General features: G+C 71.0%; 19 protein-coding genes. 10 read left to right on the plus strand and 9 right to left on the minus strand.

Translation table 11 applies throughout. The features are described 5' to 3' along the window. The first annotated feature begins 147 nt into the window (after window positions 1-147). The 8 genes from K244_RS0119585 (at window position 148) to K244_RS0119620 (ending at window position 7,999) form a co-directional block, all read left to right on the plus strand. Entirely contained in the window at window positions 148-1,116 is a 969-nt protein-coding gene (locus tag K244_RS0119585; RefSeq protein ID WP_020187993.1) for an aliphatic sulfonate ABC transporter substrate-binding protein, read from the plus strand. Between the two features lie 14 nt (window positions 1,117-1,130). Further along, window positions 1,131-1,970 (plus strand): ABC transporter permease, encoded by an 840-nt coding sequence (locus K244_RS0119590; protein ID WP_020187994.1) that lies wholly within the window; start codon window positions 1,131-1,133, stop codon window positions 1,968-1,970. A gap of 53 nt (window positions 1,971-2,023) precedes the next feature. After that, entirely contained in the window at window positions 2,024-2,734 is a 711-nt protein-coding gene (locus K244_RS0119595) for an ATP-binding cassette domain-containing protein (RefSeq protein WP_245259831.1), read from the plus strand. 34 nt (window positions 2,735-2,768) lie between these two features. Then, on the plus strand, window positions 2,769-3,572 hold the full coding sequence (locus tag K244_RS0119600; RefSeq protein ID WP_020187996.1) for a MetQ/NlpA family ABC transporter substrate-binding protein: 804 nt from the start codon (window positions 2,769-2,771) through the stop codon (window positions 3,570-3,572). Between the two features lie 83 nt (window positions 3,573-3,655). Beyond that, entirely contained in the window at window positions 3,656-4,720 is a 1,065-nt protein-coding gene (locus K244_RS0119605; protein WP_036307148.1) for an ATP-binding cassette domain-containing protein, read from the plus strand. Further along, window positions 4,701-5,354: a methionine ABC transporter permease gene (locus K244_RS0119610; RefSeq protein ID WP_020187998.1), complete on the plus strand. Its 654-nt coding sequence runs from the start codon at window positions 4,701-4,703 to the stop codon at window positions 5,352-5,354. Before K244_RS0119605 ends, K244_RS0119610 begins: the two co-directional genes overlap by 20 nt. 10 nt (window positions 5,355-5,364) lie before the next feature. Then, window positions 5,365-6,753 carry an LLM class flavin-dependent oxidoreductase gene (locus K244_RS0119615; protein ID WP_020187999.1) on the plus strand — a complete coding sequence of 463 codons (1,389 nt, stop codon included), beginning with the start codon at window positions 5,365-5,367 and terminating at the stop codon, window positions 6,751-6,753. Window positions 6,754-6,766: 13 nt separating this feature from the next. After that, window positions 6,767-7,999, plus strand: a complete 1,233-nt coding sequence (locus tag K244_RS0119620) for an acyl-CoA dehydrogenase family protein (protein WP_020188000.1) — start codon at window positions 6,767-6,769, stop codon at window positions 7,997-7,999. 43 nt (window positions 8,000-8,042) lie between these two features. On the opposite strand, the gene K244_RS0119625 is transcribed toward K244_RS0119620, so the two are convergent. The 3 genes from K244_RS0119625 to gudD form a co-directional block, all read right to left on the minus strand. Continuing rightward, window positions 8,043-8,927 carry a 2-hydroxy-3-oxopropionate reductase gene (locus K244_RS0119625; protein ID WP_020188001.1) on the minus strand — a complete coding sequence of 295 codons (885 nt, stop codon included), beginning with the start codon at window positions 8,925-8,927 and terminating at the stop codon, window positions 8,043-8,045. A 234-nt stretch (window positions 8,928-9,161) separates the two neighbouring features. Beyond that, complete coding sequence (locus K244_RS0119630; RefSeq protein ID WP_020188002.1) at window positions 9,162-9,929, minus strand: HpcH/HpaI aldolase/citrate lyase family protein; 768 nt, start codon at window positions 9,927-9,929, stop codon at window positions 9,162-9,164. Window positions 9,930-9,975: 46 nt separating this feature from the next. Beyond that, the gene (gene gudD / locus K244_RS0119635; protein WP_020188003.1) at window positions 9,976-11,310 is read right to left on the minus strand and encodes a glucarate dehydratase; all 1,335 of its coding nucleotides are present in this window, start codon (window positions 11,308-11,310) and stop codon (window positions 9,976-9,978) included. A gap of 311 nt (window positions 11,311-11,621) precedes the next feature. On the opposite strand from gudD, the gene K244_RS0119640 reads away from it, so the two are divergent. Further along, on the plus strand, window positions 11,622-12,776 hold the full coding sequence (locus K244_RS0119640) for a mandelate racemase/muconate lactonizing enzyme family protein (protein ID WP_036307149.1): 1,155 nt from the start codon (window positions 11,622-11,624) through the stop codon (window positions 12,774-12,776). Window positions 12,777-13,128: 352 nt separating this feature from the next. Here the strand turns inward: K244_RS0119640 and K244_RS0119645 are convergent, their stop codons facing one another. The 4 genes from K244_RS0119645 to K244_RS0119660 all read right to left on the minus strand — a co-directional run bounded on the left by K244_RS0119645 (window position 13,129) and on the right by K244_RS0119660 (window position 17,094). Continuing rightward, window positions 13,129-14,628 carry a tripartite tricarboxylate transporter permease gene (locus tag K244_RS0119645; protein WP_020188005.1) on the minus strand — a complete coding sequence of 500 codons (1,500 nt, stop codon included), beginning with the start codon at window positions 14,626-14,628 and terminating at the stop codon, window positions 13,129-13,131. Between the two features lie 4 nt (window positions 14,629-14,632). Further along, window positions 14,633-15,079 carry a tripartite tricarboxylate transporter TctB family protein gene (locus K244_RS0119650; RefSeq protein ID WP_020188006.1) on the minus strand — a complete coding sequence of 149 codons (447 nt, stop codon included), beginning with the start codon at window positions 15,077-15,079 and terminating at the stop codon, window positions 14,633-14,635. Window positions 15,080-15,083: 4 nt separating this feature from the next. Further along, window positions 15,084-16,082 (minus strand): tripartite tricarboxylate transporter substrate binding protein, encoded by a 999-nt coding sequence (locus K244_RS0119655; RefSeq protein ID WP_020188007.1) that lies wholly within the window; start codon window positions 16,080-16,082, stop codon window positions 15,084-15,086. Window positions 16,083-16,194: 112 nt separating this feature from the next. After that, a complete protein-coding gene (locus tag K244_RS0119660; protein WP_020188008.1) occupies window positions 16,195-17,094 on the minus strand; it encodes a LysR family transcriptional regulator in 900 nt (299 codons plus the stop codon). A 145-nt stretch (window positions 17,095-17,239) separates the two neighbouring features. On the opposite strand from K244_RS0119660, the gene K244_RS0119665 reads away from it, so the two are divergent. Next, a complete protein-coding gene (locus K244_RS0119665) occupies window positions 17,240-18,208 on the plus strand; it encodes a tripartite tricarboxylate transporter substrate binding protein (RefSeq protein WP_020188009.1) in 969 nt (322 codons plus the stop codon). A gap of 67 nt (window positions 18,209-18,275) precedes the next feature. Here the strand turns inward: K244_RS0119665 and adhP are convergent, their stop codons facing one another. Then, window positions 18,276-19,307, minus strand: a complete 1,032-nt coding sequence (gene adhP / locus K244_RS0119670) for an alcohol dehydrogenase AdhP (RefSeq protein WP_020188010.1) — start codon at window positions 19,305-19,307, stop codon at window positions 18,276-18,278. A 24-nt stretch (window positions 19,308-19,331) separates the two neighbouring features. Beyond that, window positions 19,332-19,532, minus strand: a complete 201-nt coding sequence (locus K244_RS0119675; protein ID WP_020188011.1) for a hypothetical protein — start codon at window positions 19,530-19,532, stop codon at window positions 19,332-19,334. Window positions 19,533-19,724: the final 192 nt, after the last annotated feature.

The following is a 19,724-nucleotide window of genomic DNA, read 5'->3' on the forward strand; positions in this document are numbered from 1 at the left end:
GCGCGTCGTCTCCGGTCGCGTCGGCTCGTCAGGGGGCTTGATACCGCCTCTCGGCGTGGCATGCAAAATTATGTTGACTGAATTTATGGATTTAATGTCTTTTGAGCGGGCCGCCGGCAGGGGTCGCGGCGTCTGGAGACTGGATCGATGTTCCTCACCCGCCGCGCCGCCGTCCTCGGCCTTGCGCTCGCCGCCCTCGTAACGCCGTTTCGGGCCCACGCCGCGCCGAGCGAAATCCGGCTCGACTGGGCGACCTACAGCCCGGTCAGCGTCGCGCTGAAGGAGAATGGCTTCCTCGAGAAGGCGCTCGAGCCGCAGGGGATCTCGGTCCGCTGGGTGCAGTCGCTCGGCTCGAACAAGGCGCTCGAGTTCCTGAACGCGGGCTCGCTGGACTTCGGCTCCTCGGCCTCCGCCGCCGCCCTCATCGCCCGCGTCAACGGCAACCCGATCAAGTCGATCTACGTCTACTCGCGCGCCGAATGGACCGCGCTGGTGACGAAGCCCGACAGCGGGATTGCGAGCGTCGCCGACCTCAAGGGCAAGCGCGTCGCCGTCACCCGCGGAACCGATCCGCACATCTTCCTGATCCGGGCGCTGGCCCGCGAGAAGCTGACCGACAAGGACGTCAAGCTTGTGCTGCTGCAGCACGCCGACGGCCGTCTCGCGCTCCAGCGCGGCGACGTCGACGCCTGGATGGGCCTCGACCCAATGATGGCCTCCGCCGAACTGCAGGACGGCGCGAAGCTGGTCTATCGCGATCCCTCGCTGAACAGCTGGGGGGCGCTGAACGTGCGGCAGGCCTTCGCCGCCGAGAACCCCGCTCTCGTCGACACCGTGTTGAAGGCCTACGACCAGGCCCGGACCTGGTCGCTGGAGCATCCGAAGGAGCTGAACGCGCTGCTCGCCAAGGCGGCGAAGCTGCCCGAGGACGTCGTCGCCCGGCAGCTTGAGCGCACGACCATCAAATACACCCCGATCGGCGACGGCGACGTGAAGGCGGTCGCCGCGGCAGGCGAGGCGCTCGCCCAGGCCGGCGTCATTCCGACCGAGACCGACGTGACGAAGGTGACGGGCGACCTGATCGACCGCGCCTTCGACGCCAAGCTGACGAACTGACGGGCGGCCGAGCCATGTCCGCCGTCGAGCTTCTGCAATCCGGCTCCGCCGCGCGCGACGAGCGCCCGGCGGTCCGGCGCGCCGCAAGCGGCTGGGCGCGTCCGCTGCTGGGCCTCGCCCTGCCGCTCGGCGTCGCCGCCGCGTGGGAGCTCGCGGTCCGGTCCGGCCTGTCCGACGGGCGGCTGATGGCGCCGCCGAGCCGCATCGCGACGACGCTGGTCGAGCTGTGGCGGACCGGCGATCTGGCGCTCCACATCGGTGCGACCGCGGCTCGGGTCGCCGCGGGCTTTGGCATCGGCGTCGCGGCGGGCACCCTGCTCGGCGCTATCGCCGGCGGATCGACCCTCGTGCGCCGCATCATCGATCCGACGCTGCAGGGCCTGCGCGCCGTGCCGTCCATCGCCTGGGTGCCGTTGTTCATCCTCTGGCTCGGCATCCTGGAGACGCCGAAGATCGCGCTGATCGCGGCGGGGGTGTTCTTCCCCGTCTATCTCGGCGTGTTGGGCGCGATCGCCTCCGTCGACCGCAAGACCATCGAGGTGGGCCGCATCTTCCGGCTGTCCCGGCTCGCGCTCGCCCGCCGCGTGCTGCTGCCGGCGATCCTGCCGGCCTATGCGCTCTCGCTCCGCGCCGGCCTCGGCCTCGGCTGGATGTTCGTGGTGGCGGCCGAGTTCATGGGCGCCTCCGAGGGCCTGGGCTATCTGCTGGTCGACGGCCAGCAGCTGGGCAAGCCCGACCAGATCGTCGCCGCCATCCTCGTCTTCGCGCTGCTCGGCAAGGCGACCGACAGCCTGCTGGTGGCGGCCTCCGCGCCCTTCCTGCGCTGGCAGGACACGGCGGAGACGCGGTCGTGAGCGCGGCGCTGGCCTTCGAGGACGTCACCAAGGTCTTCGCCAACGGCAGCCTCGTGCTGTCGCACGTCTCGCTCGCCGTCGCGCCGAGCCGCATCCTCGCGATCGTCGGCGGCTCCGGCTGCGGCAAGAGCACCCTGCTGCGCCTGGCCTCCGGCCTCGACGCCCCGAGCGCGGGCCGCGTGCGGCTCGACGGCGCGGCGGTCGCCGGCGCGACCGAGGCGATCGGCCTCGTCTTCCAGGAGCCGCGGCTGCTGCCGTGGCTCACGGTGCGCGGCAACGTCGGCTTCGGGCTCGAGCATCTTCCCGCCGCCGAGCGCCGGGATCGGGTCGACGCCGCGCTCGCCCGCGTGGGCCTCGCCGACCGGGCCGAGGCTTGGCCGCGGCAGCTCTCGGGCGGTCAGGCGCAGCGCGCCGCGCTCGCCCGCGCGCTGGTGGCGCGCCCCCAGGCCCTGCTGCTGGACGAGCCGTTCTCGGCGCTCGACGCCATCACCCGCGCCGACCTGCAGGACCACCTGCTGGAGCTCTGGGCGGAGCTGAAGACCACGCTGGTCCTCGTCACCCACGACGTCGAGGAGGCGGTCTACCTCGCCGACGAGGTCGCCGTGATGGCGGCGAAGCCCGGCCGGATCGCTGCGCGGATCGTGATCGACGTCCCCCGTCCGCGCCGCCGCCGCTCGCCCGAACTCGACGAGGCCGCCCGCGCCGTGGCCTCCGCCCTCGACGCCGCCCTGGAGCGGACGCCCGCGCAGAGCCGCCACGGCTGAGCGCTTCCTCGCACCCTTCGACGGATCACCCGCAATGACCTCCAGACTCTTCGCAGCCGTCGCCCTGTTCGCCGCAGCGCTCGTCACGCCCGTCGCCGCCGCAGGGCTCAAGATCGGCGTGACGCCCGGCGCCTATGCGGACTCGGTCGCCGCCGCGGCCGAGGAGGCCAAGGCGCAGGGGCTCGCCGTCGAGGTGGTGGAGTTCAGCGACTGGACGACGCCGAACGTCGCGCTCGAGGCCGGCGACATCGACGTCAACTACTTCCAGCACCAGCCGTTCCTGACCAACGCCATCAAGCAGCGCGGCTACGCCTTCACCGACGCCGGCGTCGGGACGCTCGCGAACATCGGGCTCTATTCCCTCCGTCACAAGAGCTTCGCGGAGATCCCGACCGGCGGCACGGTGGCGATCGCCAACGACCCGGTGAACCAGGGCCGCGGGCTGCTGCTGCTGGAGAAGGCGGGACTGATCAAGCTGAAGGACGGCGTCGGCTTCCTCGGCTCGCTGGACGACATCGTCGAGAATCCGAAGACGCTCACCTTCACCGAGGTCGAGGGCCCGCAGCTCGTGCGGATCACCGCCGACGTCGACCTCGCGCTCGGCTACCCGCACTTCATCGTCGCCGCTAAGAGCTTCGATCCCGGCTCCGCGCTGATCTACTCCGGCATCGAGGACCGGCAGTTCGCGATCCGCTTCGTGGTGAAGAAAGGGCGCGAGACCGACCCGGACATCCTCAAGTTCGTCGAGATCTACCACTCCTCCCCGAAGGTGCGGGAGGCGATCGGCAAGGCCTTCGCGAACAACCCGAAGCTCTACGCGATCGCGTGGGAAAAGTGATGGAGGCGCTCTTCGCCCGCGCGGACGCGGCGCCGCGGCCGCTCGCGGCCCGTGATTGGACGCCGAAGTTCGTCGAGCCGCTGATGTTCGACCAGGGCGCGGAGCGCGAGCGGGCGGCGCGCGCGGGGTCGATCGCCTTCCGCGGCGTCTCCAAGGTCTACGCAGCCAGCGCCGCGCCGGCGCTCGCCGGGATCGATCTCGCGATCGAGCCGGGCGAGATCTTCGGCGTCATCGGGCGCTCCGGCGCCGGCAAGTCGACGCTGCTCCGCCTGATCAACCGGCTGGAGACGGCGACCGAGGGCCAGGTGCTCGTCGGCGGCGAGGACGTCGGCGCGCTGGACGAGGGCCGGCTCGTCGCGCTGCGCCGGCGCGTCGGCATGATCTTCCAACACTTCAACCTGATGTCGGCCAAGACCGCCGCCGAGAACGTCGCGCTGCCGCTGGTCGTCGCGAAGCGTCCGCGCGCCGAGATCGAGACGCGCGTGCGCGAGGCCCTGGCGCTCGTCGGGCTGAGCGACAAGCGCGACGCCTATCCCGCCCGCCTGTCCGGCGGCCAGAAGCAGCGGGTCGGAATCGCCCGCGCGCTGGTGGCGGGGCCCGACGTGCTGCTGTGCGACGAGGCGACCTCGGCGCTTGATCCCGAGAGCACGCAGTCGATCCTCGCCCTGCTGAAGGACATCAATCGCAGGCTCGGCCTGACCATCGTGCTGATCACCCACGAAATGAGCGTGATCCGCGAGATCTGCGACCGGGTGCTCGTGCTGGACCGGGGCGCGATCGCCGAGGTCGGCCCGGTCTGGCGCGTGTTCGGCGAGCCCCGGCACGAGGCCACCCGCACGCTGCTGCGCCCGCTGGCGCGAGGGCTTCCCGAGGACGTCGCGGACCGCCTGCGGCCCGACCCTGCGCCGCAGAGCCGGAGCGACGCGATCGTCGAGCTCACCTTCTCCGGCGAGGGAGAGCCGGACGTCGGCGCGATCGCGGCGGCGCTCGGCGGGGCCAAGCCGCGCATCCTTTCCGCCCAGCTCGACCGCATCGGCGGCCACACCCAGGGGCGCTTGCTGCTCGCCGTGCGGCTCTCGGCCGCTCCAATGCTCTCGGGCCTTGCGCCCTCGTCCAAGGTGCTCGGCTATGTCGCCGCAGATGATTGACCGCCTGCTGCACGGCCTGCTCGACACGCTGACGATGGTCGGCGTGTCGGCGCTGGTCGCGCTCGCGGCGGGCGTGCCGATCGCGGTCCTGCTGGTGCTGACTGCGCCCGACGGGCTGTCGCCGGCGCCGCGGATCAACCGGGCGCTCGCCGCCGTGGTCAACGGCTTCCGGGCTACGCCCTTCATCGTGCTGCTGGTGGCGCTGCTGCCGCTGACCCGGCTCGTCACCGGCACAACCATCGGCGTCTGGGCGGCCATCGTGCCGTTGTCGATCTCGGCCACGCCGTTCTTCGCGCGCATCGCCGAGGTGTCGCTGCGCGAGGTCGACGCCGGGCTGATCGAGGCCGCGCAGGCCTTGGGTTGCCGTCGGCGGCAGATCGTTCGCCACGTGCTGCTGCCCGAGGCGCTGCCCGGCATCGTCGGCGGCTTCACCATCACCGTCGTCACCATGATCGGCGCCTCCGCCATGGCGGGCGCGGTCGGCGCGGGCGGGCTCGGCGACCTCGCCATCCGCTACGGCTACCAGCGCTTCGACACCACGGTGATGGCGGCCGTCATCGTGGTGCTGATCGCGCTCGTCTGCGCGGTCCAGTTCGCCGGCGACCTCGCGGTCCGCCGCCTGAGCGCGCGCTAGGGGAGGCGCTATGTCAAAGGAGATCCGCCTCAACGCCTTCGCCATGAACTGCGTCGGGCACCAGTCGCCGGGGCTCTGGCGCCATCCGCGCGACCGCTCGGGCGAGTTTAACCGGCTCAGCTACTGGACCGATCTCGCCAAGACGCTGGAGGCCGGGCTGTTCGACGGCCTGTTCCTGGCCGACGTGCTCGGGATCTACGACGTCTACGGCGGTTCGCCGGAGTCCGCGCTGCGGCATGGCACGCAGGTTCCGGCCAACGACCCGGCGCTGCTCGTGCCCGCCATGGCCGCGGTCACCGCGAACCTCGGCTTCGGCGTGACCTCGAACCTCTCCTACGAGCCGGCCTTCCCCTTCGCCCGCCGCATGTCGACGCTCGACCATCTCACCGAAGGCCGCGTGGGCTGGAACGTGGTGACCGGCTATCTCGACAGCGCCGCCCGCGCGGCGGGTCTTGCGCAACAGCGCGCCCATGACGACCGCTACGCCGTCGCCGACGAGTACATGGATGTCGTCTACGCGCTCTGGGAGCGGAGCTGGGACGACGACGCGGCGGTGCGCGACCGGGCGAGCGGCGTGTTCACGGATCCGGCGAAGGTGCGGGCCGTCGTCCATCGCGGCCCGCACTTCCAGCTCGACGCGGTGCATCTGTCCGAGCCTTCGCCCCAGCGCACGCCGGTGATCTACCAGGCCGGAACCTCTCCGAAGGGCCGCGCCTTCGCCGGCCGCCACGCCGAATGCGTGTTCCTCTCCGGCCCGAGCCCGCAGGCGATCGCCCCGCGCGTCGCCGACATCCGCCGCCTGGCCGCCATCGCCGGGCGCGACCCCGCCGCCATCACGGTCTTCGCGCTCGCGACCGTCATCACGGGGCCGACCGACGCCGCGGCGGAGGCCAAGCTCGAGGACTACCGCCGTTACGTCAGTCCGGAAGGCGCGCTGACGCTGATGTCCGGCTGGACCGGCGTCGACTTCTCCGCCTACGCGCTCGACCAGGAGGTGCGGCACGTGGAGACCGAGGCCGGGCGCTCCGCCATGGAGAACGTCACCCGGGCCGACCCGTCCCGCGTCTGGACGGTGCGCGAGGTGGCCGAGCATGTGGGGATCGGCGGGGCGGGTCCCGTCTTCGTCGGTTCGGCCGCGACCGTCGCTGACCGGATGGAGGCCTGGATCGCCGCCACGGGCGTCGACGGGTTCAATCTCGCCTACGCCGTTGCGCCGGAGACGTTCGAGGACGTGGCGGAGCACCTCGTGCCCGAGCTGCAGCGCCGCGGCCGTTTCAAGCGGTCGTACCGATCGGGAACCCTGCGCGAGAAGCTCGGCGGGGCAGGCCCCCGTCTCGGCGCCGCGCATCCCGGCGCCGCCTTCCGGCGCGCCGGCGCAACAGTCGAAGCCGCCGAATGATCAGGAGACGCCCATGACCGTCGCCAGCCCCAGCCTTCGCGTGGTCGCGCCGCGCCTGCCGACGCCCGGCTCGCGCGAGCTCTCGGAGCTGCTCGCCGCGATAGCGGAGGGCGCCTCCGAGCGCGACGCGACGCGCACGCTGCCCTTCGCCCAGATCGACCTGCTGCGGGCGGCGCGCTTCGGCGCGCTGCGGCTCCGCACGGAGGAGGGCGGCGCCGGGCTCACGCTTCGCGAGCTGCTGTCGGTCGTGATCGAACTCGCAGTCGCCGATCCCAACGTCGCGCACATCGTCCGCAACCATTTCGGCTACGTCGAGCGCTTCGCGCTGCCGTCGACCGGCGACCGTCATGTCCGCTGGGCGCAGCTCGTGGTCGGCGGCGCGATCGTCGGGCTCGCGATGAACGAGATCAACGCGCGCAGCGTCGGCGGCACGAGCTTCGACACGCGGCTCGTCGCGCGCGGCGACGGCTTCTCGCTGACGGGCGTGAAGTATTTCAGCACCGGAAGCCTGTTCTCGGACTACGTGCTGATCCGCGCGCAGGACGAGGCCGACCGCTTCGTCAGCGCCATCGTGCCCGTGGACCGGAAGGGCCTGACGCTCGAGGACGACTGGGACGGCCTCGGCCAGCGGCTGACCGGCACGGGGACGACCCGGCTCGACGACGTTCACGTCGCGGCGAACGAGGTCATCTTCGACGACGAGAGCGCGGGCGTCGGCTTCGCCCGGCCCTACACCGGCTCCTACTCGCAGCTGTTCCTGACCGCGATCGTAGCGGGCGTCCTGCGCAACGCCGCCGAGGACGCGGCGGAGCTGGTGCGCACCCGCAAGCGCTCGTTCTCCTTCGCGCCGGCCGAGCGCCCGGCGGACGACCCTATCCTGCAGCAGGCGGTGGGCGAGATTGCAAGCGCCGCCTTCGCGGCGGAAGCGGCGGTGCTGGCCGCGGCCGAGGCGCTGGACCGCGCCGTGGCCTCGCGGGTCGACGGCGTTCCGCAGATCGACGCCGCGCACGCGGGAGCGCTCGCCGCGGCCAAGGCCAAGGTGGTGGTCGACGCGCTGGCGATCCGCGCCGGCTCGCTGGTGTTCGACGCCGGCGGCGCCTCCGCCACCAAGAAGAGCGCGAACCTCGACCGCCACTGGCGCAACGCCCGCACCCTGGCCTCGCACAACCCCGCCGCCTACAAGGCGCGCAGCGTGGGGCTGCACCTGATCTCGGCCGAGCGCCTGCCGCTCACCGGGTTCTACTGAGGCTGGCCGCGGCCGAGCTTGCCCGGCCGCCGAGGCGCGTCGCTCAGGCCTTGGCGATCTCGTGGTTCGCCATGATCTCGAGCGCCTTCGCCATGCCGGAGTGATCCCAGCCCGCGCCGCCGTTCGCGACGCAGACCGAGAACAGCTGCTGGGCGATCGCGGTCGAGGGCAGGCTGACGCCGAGCGCCTTGGCGCCTTCGAGCGCGAGGTTCAGGTCCTTCTGGTGCAGCGCGATCCGGAAGCCGGGATCGAAGGTGCGCTTGATCATGCGCTCGCCGTGCAGCTCCAGGATGCGCGAGGTGGCGAGGCCGCCGGTGATCGCCTGCCGCACCTTGGCGGGGTCCGCGCCCGCCTTGGAGGCGAACAGCAGCCCCTCGGCGACGGCCTCGATCGTCAGCGCCACGATGATCTGGTTCGCGACCTTGGCCACCTGACCGGAGCCGACCGGGCCGACATGCGTCACGGTCTTGCCCATCAGGTCGAACAACGGCTTCACGAGCTCGAAGTCGCTCTCCTCGCCGCCGACCATGATGGACAGCGCCGCGTTCTTGGCTCCGACCTCGCCGCCGGAGACCGGCGCGTCGAGATAGGACGCGCCCTTGGCGGCGACCTTCTCCGCAAACCCCTTGGTGGCGATCGGCGAAATCGAGCTCATGTCGACCACGATCTTAGCCGTCGACAGGCCCTCCGCCACGCCGCCCTCGCCGAACAGCACCGTCTCCACGTCCGGCGTGTCCGGCAGCATCAGGATGACGACGTCGCTCTTCTCCGCGACCTCGGCCGCGGAGGCGCAGGCCGTCCCGCCGGCTGCGACCAGCTCGGCCGGAACCTCGCGCCGCGTCTTCAGGAACAGCGTATGGCCGCCGGCGATGAGGTGGCCCGCCATGGGCTTGCCCATGATGCCGAGGCCGATGAATCCGATGTTCATGAGAGGTCTCCGGTCTGTGGATAGGCTGTGGAGAAGCTGTGGACGCTTGGGATGGCCCGCTGGTCTTCACCTCTCTCCGGCGGGGAGAGGTCGGGAGGCGAAGCCGAGCGGGTGAGGGGGCTGGCGGTCTTCGGAGAGGGCTCGAAGCCCCCTCACCCGGCCCTTACGGGCCGACCTCTCCCCGCTGGGGAGAGGTGAAGGGACGTCGGCGCTCCTGACGGCCTGCGCCCGTGATCAGCCCTGCTTGAACCGCTTCGCCAGCGCCTCGGTGGTGCGGGCGAGCAGGCTCATGTCGGAGCCGACCGCGGTGAACAGCGAGCCGGCGGCGATGTAGCGCCGGGCGAGCGTCTCGTCGCCGGTGAGGATGCCGGGGGCGGCGCCGGCGGCGACGATGCGCTTCAGCGTGGCCTCGATGGTCGCGACCACGTCCTCGTGGCCCTGCCGGCCGATGTAGCCGAGGCTGGTCGAAAGGTCGCCGGGCCCGACGAACACGCCGTCGACGCCCTCGACCCCCGCGATCTCCTCGAGGTTGTCCAGCGCGCGCTGGGATTCGATCTGGACGGTGACGAAGATCTGCTCCTCGCACAGCGAATGGTAGTTCGCGACGCGGCCGAAGCGGGCGGCGCGGGGGGCCTGGCTGAAGCCGCGGACGCCGCGCGGGGCGTAGCGGGTGGCGGCGACGGCGCGGGCCGCCTGCGCGGCGTCCTCCACGTTCGGAATCATCAGCGACAGGGCGCCGGCGTCGAGGATGCGCTTGATGGTGATCGGGTCGTCGCTCGGCACCCGCACCATGGCCTGGGTCGGGCCCTCCATGATCGCCTGCAGCTGGACGTAGACGTCCGCGAGGTCGTTCGGGGAGTGCTCCATGTCGAGCAGGATCCAGTCGAAGCCCGAGCCCGCGATCACCTCGGTGGAGATGTGGCTCGCGAGGCTCGACCACAGGCCGATCTGCTGGCGACCGGATTTGACCGCGGTCTTGAAGGTGTTCTGGGGGAGGTTCATCGCCGGTCCCTTGTGTCTCTGACGTCTGTCGGCATCGGTCCGCGCTTCAGCGCACCATTGCGGGGCGCTTGTTGTCGAAGGTCCAGCCGGGGATGAGGTGCTGCATCGCCGCCGCGTCGTCGCGGGCGCCGAGGCCGTGGGTCTTGTAGAGCTCGTGATGCTTTTCGACTTCGCGCCAGTCGATCTCGATCCCGAGGCCCGGCCGCTCCGGCACGGCCACGAGGCCGCCCTTGATCTCGAGCGACTCCTTGGTCAGGCGCTCGCCGTCCTGCCAGATCCAATGGGTGTCGATCGCCGTCACCCGGCCCGGCGCCGCGGCGGCGCAGTGGGTGAACATGGCGAGCGAGACGTCGAAATGGTTGTTCGAATGCGACCCCCAGGTGAGGTCGTGGTCGCGGCAGAGCTGGGCGACGCGCACCGAGCCCGCGAGCGTCCAGAAATGCGGGTCGGCGAGCGGGATGTCGACGGAGCCGAGCTGGATCGCGTGCCGCATCTGCCGCCAGTCGGTGGCGATCATGTTGGTCGCGGTCGGCAGGCCGGTCTCGCGGCGGAACTCGGCCATGATCTCGCGGCCGGAGAAGCCATCCTCAGCGCCGCAGGGGTCCTCGGCGTAGGCGAGGATGTGGCCCTGGCCCTTGCAGACGCGGATCGCCTCCTTCAGCGACCAGGCGCCGTTGGGATCGAGCGTCACGCGCGCCTCGGGGAAGCGCTGCTTGATCGCGGTGACGGCGGCGATCTCGTCCTCGCCCGCGAACACGCCGCCCTTCAGCTTGAAGTCGTTGAAGCCGTACCGCGCGTGCGCGGCTTCCGCGAGCCGCGCGACGGCGTCGGGCGTCATCGCCTCCTCGTCGCGCAGCCGTATCCAGTCGTCGCCACTCCCCGCGCGCCGGTAGGGCAGGGGCGTCCGGTCGGAGGGGCCGACGTAGAAGAGGTAGCCGAGCATCTCGACGGCGTCCCGCTGCTGTCCTTCGCCGAGCAGAGCCGCGACGGGCACGTCGAGGTGCTGGCCCAGCAGGTCGAGGAACGCGCTCTCGATCGCGGTCACGGCGTGGATGGTGATGCGCAGGTCGAAGGTCTGCAGGCCGCGTCCGCCGCTGTCCCGGTCGGCGAAGGCCGCGCGCATGGCGTTCAGCACGCCGTTCCAGCTTCCGATGGGCTTGCCCACGATCAGCTCGCGGGCGTCCTCCAGCGTCTGGCGGATGCGTTCGCCGCCGGGAACTTCACCGAGGCCGGTGTGTCCGGCGTTGTCGGTGAGCGCGACGAGGTTGCGGGTGAAGAACGGTCCGTGCGCGCCGCTGAGGTTCATCAGCATGCTGTCGTGGCCGGCGACCGGAACGACGCGCATTTCGGTGACGACGGGCGTGTCGCTCGGTCCGGGCATGTCGGCTCCCTCGATCCGGCGTCTGGCGGCCGGTGCGAGGCCGACGTTAAGCCTCGGCGACGATGCCGGTCCAAGCCAAAGAGGGAATGGTTCGATGCGTCATGGGCATCGTTCTTGCCGTTCCGTGAAGTCAAACCTCGCATGAACCGATGCGCGCTCTGGATCAAAGAGGCGCGCCAGGACGCGGTATGGCTATCGTCGCGTCCCTCTCATTGCGACGCCAAGACGGCCGCGCGCGAACGGCGGCCTCAACCCCGAGGAGACCGCCCATGACCGCCCCGACGCCTGCGACGATCGCCGCCAACCCGCTGATGGCCGGCCTCGCGCCCGGCGAAGCCACCACCGACCGCATCGCCTGGGTCAAGCTCTCGCTCGCCTTCCTGCCGCTCAAGACCCCGATCAGCGACGCCAAGGTGCTGACCGGGCGGCAGAAGCCGCTGACCGAGGTCGCGATCCTGTTCTGCGAGATCGAGAGCGCCAACGGCGCCTTCGGCCACGGCTTCAGCTATTCCAAGCGCGCCGGCGGTCCGGGCATGTTCGCCCACGCCAAGGAGATCGCGAACAACCTCATCGGCGAGGACCCGAACGACATCGCGCGCCTCTGGGAGAAGCTCTGCTGGGCCGGGGCCTCGGTCGGGCGCTCAGGGCTCGCGGTCCAGGCGATTGCCGCGATGGACATCGCGCTCTGGGACATGAAGGCGAAGCGCGCCGGCCTGCCGCTCGCCAAGCTTCTCGGCGCCCACCGGGACAGCGTGCGCGCCTACAACACGTCGGGCGGCTTCCTGTCGTCGCCGATCGAGGAGGTGCTGGAGAGCTGCGCCCGCCTGAAGGACAAGGGCATCGGCGGCGTGAAGATCAAGGTCGGCCAGCCCGACCCGATGGTGGACCTTTCCCGCGTGGAGGCCGTGCGCAAGCTGCTCGGCGACGCCTTCCCCGTCGCGGTCGACGCCAACCAGCAGTGGGACCGACCGACCGCCTCCCGCGTCGGCCGCGCGCTGGAGCCGATGAACCTGTTCTGGATCGAAGAGCCGCTCGACGCCTACGACGCCGAAGGCCACGCCCGGCTCGCCGCCGCCCTCGACACCCCGATCGCGACCGGCGAGATGCTGACCTCCGTCGCCGAGCACTTCGAGCTGATCCGCAACGACAGCGTCGACTTCATCCAGCCGGACGCCGGCCGGGTGGGCGGGATCACCCAGTTCCTGAAGATCATGGCGCTCGCCGACTTCAAGGGCCTCAAGATGGCGCCGCACTTCGCCATGGAGATCCACCTCCACCTCTGCGCCGCCTACCCCCGCGAGCCCTGGGTGGAGCACTTCGACTGGCTGGAGCCGCTGTTCGACGAAACGCTCGAAATCCGCGACGGCCGCATGGTGGTGCCGAACCGCCCCGGCCTCGGCTTCACCATCAGCGAGCAGGCCCGCGCCTGGACGGTCGCGACGCACGAGGAGGGCAAGCGGGGGTAGGACGCGGCGCGGACCTCTTCAGGCGACGAGCAGCGACGCCCGTCGTCGCACGGTCGCGTTGCCCGCCCCAAGGCCCCACCCGACCCCGGCCTCTTGGCCGGGGCCACCCTCCCCACGCCTTCGGCGCGAGGAGGGATTTCGCGCGTCAGGTTCTGAGCCGTGGCGCTCGCCGTTGCGGAAGCGAACGCGGGGATCCCTCTCCTGGGACAGGGGAGGGTGGACGGCCGAAGGCCGGCCGGGTGGGGTGCGCCTCAAGATGAAGCTCCGCCCGCTTCGTGACCCGCCTGCTCCATCACCGGCCGCGACGCTCCGCGCGGTCGGTCGAGAGCGCCCACGCGCCGCGTAGCGCGCCCTACTCCACCAGCGCCTCTTCGCGCTTGGCGGCGATCTTCGGCGAGAACATCGCGATCAGCAGCAGGGCGACGATCGCGAGGATCACGGCGCTGATCGGCGAGGTGACGAACACGGTCACGTCGCCGTCCGCGAGCAGCATGGCGCGGCGGAAGTTCTCCTCGAGCTGCGGCCCGAGCACGAGCCCGAGCAGCAGCGGCGCGGGCTCCACCCCGACCTTGATGAAGAAGTAGCCGATCGCCGCGCAGCCCAGCATCAGCCAGACGTTGAACATCGAGTTCGAGATGCCGTAGGCGCCGATGCAGCAGAACAGTACGATCGCCGGGAACATCAGCCGGTAGGGGATCTTCAGCATCGAGATCCAGATGCCGATCATCGGCAGGTTGATGACCAGCAGCATCAGGTTGCCGGTCCACATGCTCGCGATCAGGCCCCAGACCAGCGCCGGCTGCTCGGTCATGATCTGCGGGCCGGGCTGGATGCCGTGCATCATCAGCGCGCCGATCATCAGCGCCATCAGCGCGTTCGACGGGATGCCCAGTGTCAGCAGCGGGATGAAGCTGGTCTGCGCGCCGGCGTTGTTGGCGGCCTCCGGCCCTGCCACGCCTTCGATCGCGCCGTGGCCGAAGCGCGAGGGATCCTTCGCAAACTTCTTCTCCAGCGCATAGGCGGTGAACGGCGGCAGCGCCGCGCCGCCGCCGGGCAGCACGCCGAGGAACGAGCCGATCGCGGTGCCCCGCGCCATGGCGGGGAAGGCCTGCCGGAGGTCCGCCCAGCTCGGCATCAGGCTGCCGACCTTCTGAGCCACCACGCGACGCTCGGGCGAACGCTCGAGGTTGGCGATGATTTCGCCGAGGCCGAACAGGCCCATGGCGACGGGGACGAAATCGAGCCCGTCCGCGAGGTTCGGGATGCCGAAGGTCATGCGCGAGGCGCCGGAGGAGACGTCGATGCCGACGATCCCGAGGATCAGCCCCAGCACGATCATGGCGAGGGCCTTGGCGACCGAGCCGTGGGCGAGCACCACCGCGGCGATCAGGCCGAGCACCAGCAGGGAGAAGTACTCCACCGCCGTGAACTTGAGCGCGAGCGCGGCGAGCGGGAGCGCGAGCAACGCGATGACGATGGTGGCGACGGTGCCGGCGAAGAACGAGGAGAGCGCGGCGATCGCGAGCGCGTGCCCGGCGCGGCCCTTCTTCGCCATCTGGTGGCCATCGATGCAGGTGACGACCGAAGAGGTCTCGCCCGGCACGTTGACCAGGATCGCCGTGGTCGAGCCGCCGTACTGCGCGCCGTAGAAGATGCCGGCTAGCATGATGAAGGCGGTCGCGGGCTCCAGCCCGAAGGTGAAGGGCAGCAGCAGCGCGACGGTCGGGATCGGCCCGATGCCGGGCAGCACGCCGATCGCGGTGCCGATCAGGACGCCGAACAGGCAGTAGAGCAGGTTCTGCGGCTCGACCGCGACCTGCAGGCCGAGGAACAGGCTGTCGAAGAGCTCCATGCCGTCACCAGGGCCAGGCGGGAATGGGGAGCGCCAGCGCCTTCACGAACAGCAGCACGGAGGCCGCCGCCAGCGCGATCGCGAACAGGACGACTTCGACCGGCCGGGTCTCGTCGCTGCCTGCGGCGGCGACCAGCACCGTCGCGATCGCGGCGACGGCCAAGCCCGCCGTCACGCCGAGCAACGCGAAGGCCGCGATCGCGCCGAGCACCGCCACGAAGGGGCGCAGGCGCGGACGCTCGATCGGCTCGCCGCCGCGGCTGAATCCGCGCGCCGCGAAGAACAGGCCGAAGGCCATCGCGATCCCGGCCAGCACCCGGGGCATGAAGCCCGGCCCCATGTCCGCCGGCGAACCGAAGCTCAGCGTCCGCGTCGCGTAGAACACGAGCGCGGCGACGACGACGAGGAACGCGCCGAACAGCGCGTCCTGCAGGTCGAAGCGGGTGGTCACGGCCTTACTGGCCCTTGATCCCGGCGTCGGCGATGATCTTGCCCCAGCTCTCGGTGTTGGTCGCGAGCCAGGTCTTGAGGTCGTCCGCCGGTCCGCCGACCACGCGGCCGCCCTGCTGCTTGATGCGCTCGATCACCTCGGGGCGCTTCAGCGCCTCGTTCACCGCGGCGTTCACCGCCGCGATCTTCTCCGGCGGCGAGCCGGCGGTGGTCAGCAGGCCCTGCCACGAGCCGACGTCGGATTGCGGCAGCTTCGCCTCCTTGAAGGTGGGGAGATCCGGCGCGGCGGCGACACGTTCGTCGCCCGTTACCGCGAGGCCCTTGAGCTGGCCGTTGGTCACGAAGGGCAGCGTCGCGGTGGCGCCGTTGATGATCACCTTGCTCTCGCCGGAGACCACCGCCTGGGTCGCGGCCGCGCCGCCCTTGTAGGGCACGGTCTTCCACTGGACGCCAAGCTCCTTCGCCATGGCGACCGCGGTGATGTGGTTGACGCCGCCGACGCCGGAGTTCGCGACCGCGAGCTTGCCCGGGTTGGCCTTGGCGTAGGCGAGAAGGCTCGCGACGTCGGTCACGCCCTCGAGCTTGGGGCTGACCGCCAGCACATAGGGCGAGAACATCACCATCGTCACCGGCGCGAGGTCCTCGAGCGGCTTGTAGGTGAGGTCGGCGAACAGGCCGGGGGCCGAGGCCACGGTGCCGACGTCGGTCAGCAGGTAGGTCTGCCCGTCCTTATCGGCCTTGGCGACGGCGTCGGCGCCGATGTTGCCCGCCGCGCCCGGCTTGTTCTCGACCACGACCGGCTGGCCGACCTTTTCCTGCAGGAGTGGGGCGATGATCCGGGCGAGGGTGTCCGAGGTGCCGCCCGGGGCGTAAGGGACAATGAGGCGAACCGGCCGATCGAAGGTCTGCGCCGCGGCGGGCGCCGCGTGGGTCATGCTGAGAAGCGCCGCGCCGGCGAGGCCGAGCACGATGCGGCGGGTGAGCGGCGTCGCTGCGAACGTCATGGGAGTCCTCCTTGGATCCGCTTTGCGCGGGTTATTTGGAGGCGAGGGTCCCAGCGCGCGTCGTTGCTGTCCAAGACAAACACGGCATTGATTGATGCAGGCTGCGCATGGTTCAGCTGTCGAGCGGCGGCGCCTGGCGCAGGATCACCTCAAGCGCGCGTTCCGCCGCCGGGTTTTCCTGCTCGGTACGCCAGACGGCCGCGAGCTGCGCCATGCCCTCGCCCGGGGACCGGATCGGGCGGTGGACGACGCCGTCGAACCGCAGCTTCGCCGCCGCCTCCGGCACCAGCGCGAGGCCGAGGCCGATGCGGACCAGCGCCAGCACCGAGTGGATCTGGCTGACGTGCTGGGTGATCGTCGGCTGCACGCCGGCCGCGCCGAACAGGCTGAGCACCAGGTCGTGGAAATAGCGCGCCTCGAACGGCGAGTAGCTGATGACCGGCTCGTCGCCGAGATCGTGCAGGTCGACCACCTCGCGCTCGGCCATGGGATGGCCGGCGGGCAGCGCGAGGATCATCGGCTCCCGGAGCACGATCCGGGAGCGGAAGGTCGCGCGGCGGACCGGCGGGCGCACCAGCGCGATGTCGAGGCGGCCGGAGGCGAGGGCGTCGAGCTGCGCCGAGGTCACGGCCTCGCGCAGCACGAGGTCGACGTTCGCGAGCTCCGCCCGCAATTCGCGCACGATGCGGGGGAGGAAGTCGTAGCCGGAGGCGGCGGTGAAGCCGATGGTCACGGTTCCCGCCTCGCCGACGCCGATGCGCCGGATCGACATCGCCGCGCCTTCCGCGAGCTGCAGCAGGCGGCGCGCCTCCGGCAGGAAGGCCCGGCCCGAGGGGGTGAGCGCCACCCGCCGGTTGGAGCGCTCGAACAGCTTCGCCTCGAGCAGGTGCTCGAGCAGCTGGATCTGACGGCTAAGCGGCGGCTGCGTCATGTTCAGCCGCCGCGCCGCCCGCCCGAAATGCAGCTCCTCGGCCACCGCCACGAAACAGCGCAGATGGGTGAACTCGAACATGGGCCGCCGCCAAACGATGCGCCAACGGCATCAGACGATGCCGCATCTGGTTTAGACCGGCATCGACGCCCCCGCTAGCGTTTCCCTTCGGAAGCGGCGCCGCCAGAGCGCCCGCCACAGGGAACGCCTGACAGGAGACGCGCACATGCGCATCGTTCGAGCTTTCTGCGCCGCCGCCGCGATCGTCGCCGCCGCGGTCCCGGCCTTCGCGGCCGGCTACCCCGAGCGCCCGATCACCGTGGTCGTGCCGTTCCCGCCGGGCGGCGGGTCGGACGCCGCGGCCCGCATCGTCGCCGCCGCGGCCGAGAAGACGATCGGCGCGAACATGATCGTCGAGAACCGCCCGGGCGCCACCGGCAACATGGGCGCGGCCGCCGTCGCGCGCGCGGCGCCGGACGGCTACACCATCCTCTGCGCCGCGCTTTCGGTGTGGTCGATCAACCCGGCGCTGTTCAAGGGCCTGACCTACGACGCCGCCAAGGACTTCGACCTGCTCACCGTCGCCGTGCGCACGCCGAACGTGCTCGTGGTGCGGAAGGACTTTCCCGCGAACACCGTCGCCGAGCTTGTCGCTCACCTGAAGGCCAACCCGGAGAAGGTCTCGTTCGCGAGCTCCGGATCCGGCTCGTCCGACCATCTGACGGCCGAGCTGTTCTGGCAGAAGACCGGCACCAGCGGAAACCACATCCCCTACAAAGGCGGCGGACCGGCCATCGTCGACCTCATCGGCGGCCAGACCGACGCCTCGTTCCAGAACCTCGGCGTGATCTACCCGCAGATCGCCGCCGGCAAGGTCAAGGCGCTGGCCGTCACCAGCGACGAGCGCCACGCCATGCTGCCGGAGGTTCCGACGCTGAAGGAGCAGGGCGTCCAGGGCGTCGACGTCTACTCCTGGCAGGCCTTCGGCGCGCCGAAAGGCCTCGATCCGGCCGTCCGCGCCAAGCTCGAGACCGCGCTCACCGACGCGCTCCGGACCGACGCGGTGAAGGCGGCCTTCGCCAAGACCGGGTTCGACGTAGTGGCGAACACCGGCAAGGAGTTCGAGGCGTTCCAGGCCAAGGAGATCGCCCGCTGGAAGCAGGTGGTGGCGGAAGGAAACATTCCCTCGCCGTAACGAGGACCCAGCGTCCGGCGGGAGAGCCGCTGGCCCGGCCCCAATGTCCCGGCTCGGGCCGCGGCGCTCAGGCCCCGGCGATCTGCAGGACGATGCGCCCGTCCACCTCGCCGGCCTCCATCCGCTCGAAGATCGCGTTGACGTTCTCGAGCCTGTCCCAGCTGAAGTGCGCCGCGACGGCGCCGTCGCCGGCGAAGGCCAGCGCTTCCTCCAGATCCTGTCGCGTGCCCACGATCGAGCCGCGCACGGTGATGCGCTTCAGCACGGTGTCGAAGATCGGCAGCGCGAAGCGGCCGGGCGGCAGGCCGACAAGGGCCATCGTGCCGTGCGGGCGCAGCGCGCCGAAGGCCTGCTCGAAGGCCGCGGGCGAGACGGCGGTGACCAGCACGCCATGGACGCCGCCGGTCTTCGCCTGGATCTCCGCGGCCGGATCGCCCGCGCTGGCGTCGACCACGAGCTCGGCGCCCAACGCGGTCGCGAGCGCCAGCTTGTCCGGATGGACGTCGATCGCCGCGACATGCATGCCCATCGCCTTGGCGTACTGCACCGCCATGTGGCCGAGCCCGCCGACGCCGGACACCGCCACCCATTCGCCGGGCTTCACCTCGGTTTCCTTGAGGCCCTTGTAGACCGTGACGCCGGCGCAGAGGATCGGCGCGGCCGGCCCCCAGTCGAGGCCGTCCGGGATGCGGCCGACATAGTTCGGATCGGCGAGGGCGTACTCCGCGAAGCTGCCGTTGACCGAATAGCCGGTGTTCTGCTGCTGGCCGCAGAGCGTCTCCCAGCCGGTGCGGCAGTGCGGACAGTAGCCGCAGGCGGTGTGAAGCCAGGGGACGCCGACGCGATCGCCCTCGCGCACCCGCTTCACGGACCGGCCGACGCCCACCACGACGCCGACGCCCTCATGGCCGGGAATGAACGGGACGGTCGGCTTCACCGGCCAGTCGCCCTTGATCGCATGGAGATCGGTGTGGCAGACGCCCGTCGCCTCGATCCGGACCAGAATCTGCTCCGGCCCCGGCTCCGGGACGGGCCATTCCTCGATCACGAGCGGCTGGCCGAGCGCGCGCGCGACGGCGGCTTTCATCATGTTGGCCATGGCGGCCTCCTCGGCTGATGGGGGTCAGGATTTCAGGTTTCGCCAGGCGCCCTTCGCCCACTGGGCGACCGGCGACCAGAGGGCGAGGACGGCGAGGCCCATGACGAGCAGGATGATCGCGACGAACACGTTGACGACGCCGAAGTTCGGCGCGTCCTTCGCCACGAAGGCGGCGGTGACGAAGCTCGCCAGGGCGAGGGAAAGCCGAACGAACCAGCCCATCATCGAAACGCCGCTCCTCGTCGCTGCGCGGTGGGTCCCGTCACCCGGGGTCCCGCCGGCCGCCAAGACCGTCGCACGGGGAGCGGGGTTGGGCTTTGAGCTATGTCATCGTCTGATCGGTCGAGAGATGCGCCCGCGGCCGCCATGCGGCGCTTGATTGTGGGCGGGGCGGTCGCGCATACAATCCACCGAGTG

It is taken from the genome of Methylopila sp. 73B, assembly GCF_000526315.1.
Classification (GTDB): Bacteria; Pseudomonadota; Alphaproteobacteria; order Rhizobiales; family Methylopilaceae; genus Methylopila.

Coding starts and splice junctions, on each gene's coding strand:
- K244_RS0119585 (WP_020187993.1), top strand. CDS start 148: ATGTTCCTCACCCGCCGCGCCGCCGTCCTCGGCCTTGCGCTCGCCGCC.
- K244_RS0119590 (WP_020187994.1), top strand. CDS start 1,131: ATGTCCGCCGTCGAGCTTCTGCAATCCGGCTCCGCCGCGCGCGACGAG.
- K244_RS0119600 (WP_020187996.1), top strand. CDS start 2,769: ATGACCTCCAGACTCTTCGCAGCCGTCGCCCTGTTCGCCGCAGCGCTC.
- K244_RS0119605 (WP_036307148.1), top strand. CDS start 3,656: ATGTTCGACCAGGGCGCGGAGCGCGAGCGGGCGGCGCGCGCGGGGTCG.
- K244_RS0119610 (WP_020187998.1), top strand. CDS start 4,701: ATGTCGCCGCAGATGATTGACCGCCTGCTGCACGGCCTGCTCGACACG.
- K244_RS0119615 (WP_020187999.1), top strand. CDS start 5,365: ATGTCAAAGGAGATCCGCCTCAACGCCTTCGCCATGAACTGCGTCGGG.
- K244_RS0119620 (WP_020188000.1), top strand. CDS start 6,767: ATGACCGTCGCCAGCCCCAGCCTTCGCGTGGTCGCGCCGCGCCTGCCG.
- K244_RS0119625 (WP_020188001.1), bottom strand. CDS start 8,927: ATGAACATCGGATTCATCGGCCTCGGCATCATGGGCAAGCCCATGGCG.
- K244_RS0119630 (WP_020188002.1), bottom strand. CDS start 9,929: ATGAACCTCCCCCAGAACACCTTCAAGACCGCGGTCAAATCCGGTCGC.
- gudD (WP_020188003.1), bottom strand. CDS start 11,310: ATGCCCGGACCGAGCGACACGCCCGTCGTCACCGAAATGCGCGTCGTT.
- K244_RS0119640 (WP_036307149.1), top strand. CDS start 11,622: ATGGCCGGCCTCGCGCCCGGCGAAGCCACCACCGACCGCATCGCCTGG.
- K244_RS0119645 (WP_020188005.1), bottom strand. CDS start 14,628: ATGGAGCTCTTCGACAGCCTGTTCCTCGGCCTGCAGGTCGCGGTCGAG.
- K244_RS0119655 (WP_020188007.1), bottom strand. CDS start 16,082: ATGACGTTCGCAGCGACGCCGCTCACCCGCCGCATCGTGCTCGGCCTC.
- K244_RS0119660 (WP_020188008.1), bottom strand. CDS start 17,094: ATGTTCGAGTTCACCCATCTGCGCTGTTTCGTGGCGGTGGCCGAGGAG.
- K244_RS0119665 (WP_020188009.1), top strand. CDS start 17,240: ATGCGCATCGTTCGAGCTTTCTGCGCCGCCGCCGCGATCGTCGCCGCC.
- adhP (WP_020188010.1), bottom strand. CDS start 19,307: ATGGCCAACATGATGAAAGCCGCCGTCGCGCGCGCGCTCGGCCAGCCG.
- K244_RS0119675 (WP_020188011.1), bottom strand. CDS start 19,532: ATGATGGGCTGGTTCGTTCGGCTTTCCCTCGCCCTGGCGAGCTTCGTC.